General features: G+C 60.6%; 5 protein-coding genes and 1 pseudogene. 1 reads left to right on the top strand and 5 read right to left on the bottom strand.

Annotated features, from left to right (window positions below; translation table 11 throughout):
• Positions 1-647, bottom strand: a pseudogene (locus tag NW834_RS12765) (RNA-guided endonuclease TnpB family protein); the annotation flags it as partial.
• 322 nt (positions 648-969) lie between these two features.
• Between NW834_RS12765 and NW834_RS12760 the strand changes: the two are divergent.
• Positions 970-1,422: an Hsp20/alpha crystallin family protein gene (locus NW834_RS12760; protein ID WP_011431920.1), complete on the top strand. Its 453-nt coding sequence runs from the start codon at positions 970-972 to the stop codon at positions 1,420-1,422.
• Here the strand turns inward: NW834_RS12760 and NW834_RS12755 are convergent.
• The 4 genes from NW834_RS12755 to NW834_RS12740 all read right to left on the bottom strand — a co-directional run bounded on the left by NW834_RS12755 (position 1,369) and on the right by NW834_RS12740 (position 7,288).
• The gene (locus NW834_RS12755) at positions 1,369-2,235 is read right to left on the bottom strand and encodes an S-adenosyl-l-methionine hydroxide adenosyltransferase family protein (RefSeq protein WP_414419008.1); all 867 of its coding nucleotides are present in this window, start codon (positions 2,233-2,235) and stop codon (positions 1,369-1,371) included. The two genes, NW834_RS12760 and NW834_RS12755, sit on opposite strands and share 54 nt — an antisense overlap.
• Positions 2,236-2,303: 68 nt before the next feature.
• Positions 2,304-4,436, bottom strand: a complete 2,133-nt coding sequence (locus tag NW834_RS12750) for a TIGR00300 family protein (protein WP_414384367.1) — start codon at positions 4,434-4,436, stop codon at positions 2,304-2,306.
• 84 nt (positions 4,437-4,520) lie between these two features.
• The gene (locus NW834_RS12745) at positions 4,521-5,273 is read right to left on the bottom strand and encodes a response regulator transcription factor (RefSeq protein WP_414342492.1); all 753 of its coding nucleotides are present in this window, start codon (positions 5,271-5,273) and stop codon (positions 4,521-4,523) included.
• A 203-nt stretch (positions 5,274-5,476) separates the two neighbouring features.
• Positions 5,477-7,288, bottom strand: coding sequence for an ABC transporter ATP-binding protein (locus NW834_RS12740; protein ID WP_414419010.1), 1,812 nt, complete (start codon positions 7,286-7,288; stop codon positions 5,477-5,479).
• Between the last annotated feature and the right edge of the window lie 178 nt (positions 7,289-7,466).

Raw genomic sequence — 7,466 nt, 5'->3', positions numbered from 1 at the left:
GATTGAACCTTGGCGCGTACACGGCTGAACCGGTCACGGACGGCCTGGATGTGCTCTCCACTCCAAGAGCGTCCGTTACTAGCGGTGGCGATATCCCGCCTGCCCAAGTCAACTCCGATTACCTTGGGAGTCTTGCCAGTCGGGGGAGTGTCCAGCTCAACAGCGATGTTGATGTAGTAGTCCCCTTGCTTGGTCTTGGACAGGGTTGCACTTGTTGGCTCCTGGCCTCTCAGAAGCGCTATCTGGTAACCACCGATCTTGAGCTTGAGCCAAACCCGTCCGCTCATCAGGGTCACGCCCACGGCCTGGTCGGACTCTCGGTACCTAAAAGTACGCGCGTCCAAAGTCAGACTGGTGGGGCGGAACTTGTGGACTTGCTTCACCGCCTTGGCATTGCTAATCACCCGACGGAGCGCCTGACAGACGTGGTTGGCCTTCAGCCCCGTTGCTGCCCTTACCGGCCGATAGACCAAGTGGTGCAGCTTAGCGGTGTTCCAGCAGTTCTTTTGTTTGGCGGCGTCGAGAATCTGGTTGCAAGCATTCGCAAAGCCCTGCAAAGTGCGGTCAATTTCTTGACGCAACTCTTGTGGGACTATCAGCTTGCAACGTACCGATATAGTCTGGCTCATGGGCTTATTGTAGTTCATCCAGACTTTTGACCAGCAAGCCTATATGGAGGAGGGCTTTCCTCCCGACACCAAGCCTGCGGCTATGGTGCGGGCCTCCAGCCCGAAAATTTGGTGAACCATTGGATTGCCCTGTTTGTTTTCATCCCTCTTCCCCATGAGGTGAGGGGATCCTGCCTATCGCAGATCGGTTTGCCCTCCCTCGCTGGGATGGCTTTCTTGGATGATCAGAGCAGGATTTTGTGAATTCAAATCCCAAGTGCAGGCCAAGCCTTCTTTGCCGAGATCTCTTCGCTTCCCTCAACTCCATTGATGACTTAGCCTATTTACCCTAGGAGACACTATGGCAACTCTTTACTTCAGCCCGCTTTTCGAGGTACAAGCTCTGCAAGCGGAGCCCAACCGGGGACGCTCTCGCTCCTTCCTGCCCACTCCTCTGCAGGTTTGGGAGAGCGGCGAAGCCTACACCGTCCAGTTGTGGGTGCCCGGTGCCAATCGGGAACGCTTCCACATCGAGGCCACGGCTCAACAGCTCTCCATCAGCGGCGAGATCCAGGTTCACGGCCCTGAAGGTGCTGAATTGCGCTACCAAGAAGTGGAGCCCCAACCTTTTCAACGCATCCTCAAGCTGGCCCGCCGCATCCAGCCGGAGAAAGTCTCGGCCACCTATCGCGACGGCATCCTCACCCTCACTCTGCCCAAAGCCGACGCAGCGCGGGTGATCAAAGTCCAAGTGGGCGCCTCAAACCCCACTACTCCGACGGAAGCCGTGACGGTGGAAAGCCAACCTGCCTAGGATCCCCCTCTTTTCGGGAGAGGGGCTGGGGGTGAGGATCCACTGCACGCGCACCTCATCTCCCACTTTGAAACCCAAGGCACGGCTGGCATTGCCTCGGTTTTGCACGATCTCCACCCAGCCGGAGCTGCCCACCAGGGCCAGCACTTCCCCAACTTCTCCCTCAGCAAAGGTGGCCACGGAGCGGACGGGGATCCCTTTGATCCAGGCGCTCCAGCTTCGACCTTCCACCCACTGTCCGGGCAGGTTGGTGATGCCGTTGCCGAAGTGGTCGATGGCCTGGACCAGGCCGCGACAGCCGTTGGTCTCCATCTGGGGTGGCGGCCACTCCCAGCGGGTTAGTTCTGCTACGTCTAGGGGATCCCCCAGCTCCGCCAAAGGGATCCCGTTGGCCAGATGAGCGGCAACCGGGGCAAAAATATCCCGCCCATGAAAGGTGCGGCTGGGAGAGGGGGTGCGCCAATAGCGGGGCCGGTTGAGTTCCACAGCAGCCAGCGCCGGAGTTTGGGCCAAAACGCCGCTGAACAGGCCATTGTCAGGGCCAACCAAAAAGCCCGTCTCGGTTTGGATGGCTACCGCCCGGCGGCTACTCCCCACCCCTGGATCCACAACGGCCAGGTGAATGGTGCCCGACGGCAGGTAGGGATAGGCCGTCATCAGGGCAAAGCGAGCCGCTGCCACATCCTGAGGCGGGATCCCATGGCTGAGGTCGATGAGTTGAGCCTGTGGGGAAAGGGTATGAATCACCCCTTTCATAATGCCCACATAGGGATCCTGCAGGCCAAAATCCGTCAACAGGCTAATAAAAGGCATACCCTTTTGAGGCTTGAGGATCCCAGTTTAAGGATCCCAAAAGATAACAGCGCTTATGGATGGGGTGGCTAGCGGGCAGCAAGAGCAGGTTGCGGGCGCTCATACACCTGCCCCAAACGCGCCAACTGCTGCACCAACAAACTCAAGAACAGGCCCACATCGGTCACAATCCCCACCGACTCCAGGGATCCCCGATCGGCCAGCTTGGTCACCACTGCCGGGTTAATGTCCACGCAGATCAGCTTGACCCCGGCAGGCGTCATGTTCCCGGCACCAATGGAGTGCAACATGCTGGAGAGCATCAGCACCATGTCGGCCCCCTGCAGCAGCCGCGCATAATCCTGTTGGGCCTTGATCAGATCCATCTCCGTATCCGGCAGCGGCCCATCGTCGCGGATGGATCCCGCCAGGGAGAAGGGCACCTGAGCGCGAATACACTCGTAGAACACCCCGCCGGTAATCACGCCCGCTTCCACCGCAGCTCGGATACTGCCATACTTGCGGATGAGGTTGATGGTTTTGAGGTGATGCTTGTGGCCGCCCTTGACCGGGGTGCCCCGCGACAGATCCACCCCCAGCGAGGTGCCGTAGAGATTCTGCTCCAAATCGTGAACGGCAATGGCATTGCCCCCCAGCAGCGCCTGCACATAGCCCTCCCGAATCAGGGTAGCCAAGTGGGATCCGCCGCCTGTGTGGATGACCACCGGCCCTGCCACCACCACCGTTTTGCCGCCCCGCTCCTTGATTTGCCGCAGCTCCCAGGCAATCTGCTCCACCAGGATCTCCACCCGCCGCTCGCTGGAGACCCCCGATCCCATAAAGGTAAACTCCTGGGAAGAGCGCTCTTTGCTGGCCTGGCGCACGGTGCGGATCCCTTCCACCCCACACACCACGGCATCCCCCACCTGCAGGTCTCGAATCAGGGTGCAGTAGGCTGAAAACTCCGTCTTGCCATTGCAATCGGATCCCTTGACCACGATCACCCCATCCATGCGCTGCCGCTGCACCGGGATCCACTGGCCGGCCACCCGCACCTGCGTGGGATAGATGGTGGTGACATAAAAATCGTCGGGCGCTACCCCTGCCTTCTCCACCCGCTCCAGACGGGCGTCTTGCTGGGTTTCTTCCGAGAGACGGGCCCCCTGCTCGATCAAGGCGCTGAGAATGGTATCCAGGGTCTCTTCGGTGGGAGCGGAAACGGCCAGTTCCACCGTGGAAGTGCTCTGCCGTTTTTCCCCAAGCTGAAACTTGAGGATCTGGAAGCTGCCGCCATTGTCCACAATGCAATCGACGGCTCTGGTGAGCAGGTCGCTGTCCACCAAGTGTCCCTGGAGGGTCACCGTCCGGCTGAGCACCGTGGCCACCGGATCGGTTTGGGGAGCCACCGTCTCGTCGAGGCGCAATGTCAAGCACTTGGCCGCCCCACCGGCTTTCAGGAACTCCGTCAGCTCCGTCTGCACCACCGCAAATCCCCGCTCCTGTAGGGCGGCTTCCAGCTCTGGGCTGACCCGATTCACCAAGATCGTGCCGTTCACATCCACGGCATTGCAGGCAAAGTGAATGGCATCCGCCTCCTGAACCGGGATCCGCTTTTCAGGGGGCACCCGCATCTCGATCAGGCGGTTGGAATAGGCATCAAAAGCCGGCGGGTAATAGAGCAAATAGCCTTCGGAGAGGGGGCAGAAGCAGGTGTCCAGGTGGTAGAACCGCTCGTCCACCAGCCGCAAAGACAACACCTCGATCCCCAGCCACTTGGCCAAGTAGGGGTGAGACTCCAACATGGAGCGAAAGCCGTAGCCCGCCCACAGCCAGCGCCCTGCCCGATCCAACAGAGCATCTCCCGCCCCCTCAAAAGCCAGGGCCGGCGGCAGCTCATAGACGGTGTAGCCCTGTTCCTCAAACCAAGCCTTGAAATGGGGCTGTTCCCCCTGCCGCTCTGGGTGATAAAAACGGCTCAGCACCACCTTGGATCCCAGGATGAGCCCAGCATTCGCCGTAAACACCATATCCGGCCATCCCGGCACCGGCTGGATTAGCTTCACCTCCGCCCGCTGCGAGAGATGCCGATAAAGAGCCTGCCACTGCTGCAGCGCCCGTTCTCGCGAAGAGCGGTGAACATTCCCCACCATCCAGGGGTTGATCACATAGTCCACCTCGTAGTGATCGGGTGGGCACATCAAATACCGAATGGCACCAGGCATAGATCTCAGAGCGCAATCTGCAGCAGGGCATCCCCTAGATTAGCAGTTGCGTGAGCAGCATCCTCAAGAATCATGAAAGAATCATTATTTGTGGGAATCTTTCGCCAGCTCTGGCTGCAGTGGGCTGGGATCGGCAATGTTGGGCAACTCCAGACAGTAGCCCGCCCCATAGACGGTTTTGATGTACTGGGGGTGGCGGGGATCCGGCTCCAGCTTGGTGCGCAGGTGGCGGATGTGAACACGGATGGTCTCGATGTCGTCGTCGGGCTCGTAGCCCCACACCTCCTGCAGGATTTCGCTGGGGGAAACGGTCTGCCCATGTCGCTGCATCAGACAGTGGAGCAGGTCAAACTCCAGGTGGGTGAGCTTGATCGTTTTGCCGAACCACAACGCCTCAAAGCGCTCCGGCACCAGCGTGAGAGGGCCATAGGTGAGGATCTCCCCATGCTTGGCCGCCTGTGGGATCCGGTCTGAGCGCCGCAACAGAGCCCGCACCCGCACCAGCAGCTCCTGCACCTCAAAAGGCTTGGTCAGGTAGTCGTCGGCACCGGCATTAAAGCCCTCGATCTTGTCCTGGGTTTGGCCGAGGGCGGTGAGCATCAAAATCGGGATCTCGCTGGTGCGCTCCTCCCGCCGCAAGCGCTGACAAACGGTCAGGCCATCTACCTGGGGCAGCATCAGGTCGAGGATGATCAGATCGGGGAGAACTTGCAGAGCCAGTGCTTGTCCGCGCACCCCATCGGTGGCCTTCACAACCTCGTAGCCCGCCAACTCCAGATTGATGCGCAGGATATCCAGAATCGAAGGGTCGTCCTCAATAATGAGTATGCGAGCCATAGCCGGTTGCAGCCCAAACTGCGGATAAAACGTTTTGTTAAATGTGCTAACAAAGAGCCGAAGCTTTACGACTGGAAGTTTACTTAATTTTAGCCTCATTGCAAATCTTACTGCGAAGTTAACCCGCAGGGTTGCCCAGCCCGGAGCCGGATGCAGGGGAAACTTTTCAACCCGTTTGGGGCAAATGGGTGCGTTTTTAAGGCCTACGGCCCGCTATCGCGAACGGATCTCCCTTTGGGGGAAGTGCTCCGCACCGCTGGCGCGAACGCGGCGATGAGGCGGCGGGTGTAGTCCTGCTGCGGCTGCTGGTAGATCTGGGAGGCGGGGCCAAGCTCTTCGATGCGGCCCCGGTTCATGACCATGATGCGGTCGCTCATGAACTTGACCACGCTCAGGTCGTGGGAGATGAACAGGTAGGCCAACCCCAGTTCCTCCTGCAGATCCTTGAGCAAGTTCAGCACCTGTGCCTGCACGGAGACATCCAGGGAAGACACTGCCTCATCGCAGACGATCAGGCGGGGCTCCGAGGCCAGGGCGCGGGCAATACAGATCCGCTGCCGCTGTCCTCCGGAAAACTGGTGGGGCGGGCGATCCAGCGCTTCCGGATCCAACCCTACCCGTTCAAACAGGCGTTGGGCCCGTGCTCGTCGCTCAGCAGCATTTCTCCCAATCCCGTGCAGGGCCATTGGCTCTATGACGCTGGCTCCCACACTCATGCGCGGATCCAGTGAGGCTGCCGGATCCTGAAAGATCAGCTGAATCTCGCGGCGGAGACGACGTAAGCGTTGGGGCGGCAAGCGGAGCAGCTCCTCGCCGTCGTAGATCACCTGGCCAGAGCTGGCACGGACCAGGCGCAACAGGGTTCGCCCCAGGGTGGTTTTGCCGCAGCCGGACTCTCCCACCAGCCCCAAGGTCTCTCCGGGGTAGAGGTCAAAGCTGATCCCATCCACAGCTCGGATCTCGCCCACCTGGCGGCCAAATGGCCCTCGACGGACGGCGTAGTGGGTTCGCAGATCCCGCACCTGCAGCAGGGGGGGCTGACTGTACAGCCGGCGCAGCCGTTCTTCCTCTAAGGACTCCGTCCCGCTTACGCGAACGGCAGCCGGGATCTCCACCTGCTGCCACTGCTCCTCTGGGGATCCCCCTTTTTCCAGAAAATCCTGGACGGTGGGCAACCGCCGCAACCGCCGCTCCAACACCGGGCGACAGGCCAACAGGCCGCGGGTGTAGGGATGCTGGGGATCCCGAAAGATCTGCTCCACCGATCCCTGTTCCACAGCTTGGCCCCGGCGCATCACCACCACCTGATCTGCCAGTTCGGCCACCAAATTGAGATCGTGGGTGATGAAGAGGATGGCCATCTGCCGGTGCTGCTGCAGCTCCCAGAGCAGGCGCAGGATTTCCGCTTGCACCGTGACATCCAGAGCGGTGGTCGGCTCATCGGCAATCAACAGTTGGGGATTGGAGGCGATGGCACAGGCGATGGCCGCCCGCTGGATTTGGCCGCCGGAGAGCTGATGAGGGTAGCGCTCCAGCATCTGGGGAGAAAGCTGCACCTCCTCAAACAGGCGAATGGCTTGGGCGCGGATCTCCGCCGGGCTCAGGGAGGTGTTGGCCCTCAAGGTTTCCTGTAACTGCTGGCCACAGGTGTAGAGGGGGTTGAGGGCGGTGCTCGGCTCCTGGAAAATCATGGCGATCTGGGATCCGCGATAGCGCCGCCGTTGCCGGGGATCCAACTGCAGCCAGTCCACCGTTCCGTCAGGGCCCTTGAAGAGGATTTTGCCCTCCACCCGAGCCGAGCTGGGCAGCAGATCGATCAGCGTCAGGGCGGTCATGGTTTTGCCGGATCCCGACTCCCCCACTAGGCCTAAGGTCTGGCCGATCCCGATCTGGAAAGACAGCCCGTCCACCACCGGGGATCCCGAGGGCTCGCCAGCTGCACGGCTGGGCAAGAAAACCCGCAGCCCTTGTACGGTCAGCAAGGCAGAATCGGCAGTAGAGACAGCCTCAGTCATGGCGACGAAAGTGCTCCGCACCGCTGGCGCGAACGCATTAGGGGAATTGGCAGGATTATAGACTACCGCCCCCGCCTTGGCCTCCAAAGTGCTCCGCACCGCTGACCAAAAGGCGCGGCAAGCCCCGTCCTTCAGGGCAGGGAAGGATAGCGCCGACCGTAGCCGACGCCCTTTAAAA

The sequence above is a fragment of the Synechococcus sp. R60.1 genome (assembly GCF_047461835.1).
Lineage (GTDB): Bacteria > Cyanobacteriota > Cyanobacteriia > Thermostichales > Thermostichaceae > Thermostichus.
This window is presented reverse-complemented; position numbering and strand designations above follow the sequence as displayed.

Coding starts and splice junctions, on each gene's coding strand:
- NW834_RS12755 (WP_414419008.1), bottom strand. CDS start 2,235: ATGCCTTTTATTAGCCTGTTGACGGATTTTGGCCTGCAGGATCCCTAT.
- NW834_RS12760 (WP_011431920.1), top strand. CDS start 970: ATGGCAACTCTTTACTTCAGCCCGCTTTTCGAGGTACAAGCTCTGCAA.
- NW834_RS12745 (WP_414342492.1), bottom strand. CDS start 5,273: ATGGCTCGCATACTCATTATTGAGGACGACCCTTCGATTCTGGATATC.
- NW834_RS12750 (WP_414384367.1), bottom strand. CDS start 4,436: ATGCCTGGTGCCATTCGGTATTTGATGTGCCCACCCGATCACTACGAG.
- NW834_RS12740 (WP_414419010.1), bottom strand. CDS start 7,288: ATGACTGAGGCTGTCTCTACTGCCGATTCTGCCTTGCTGACCGTACAA.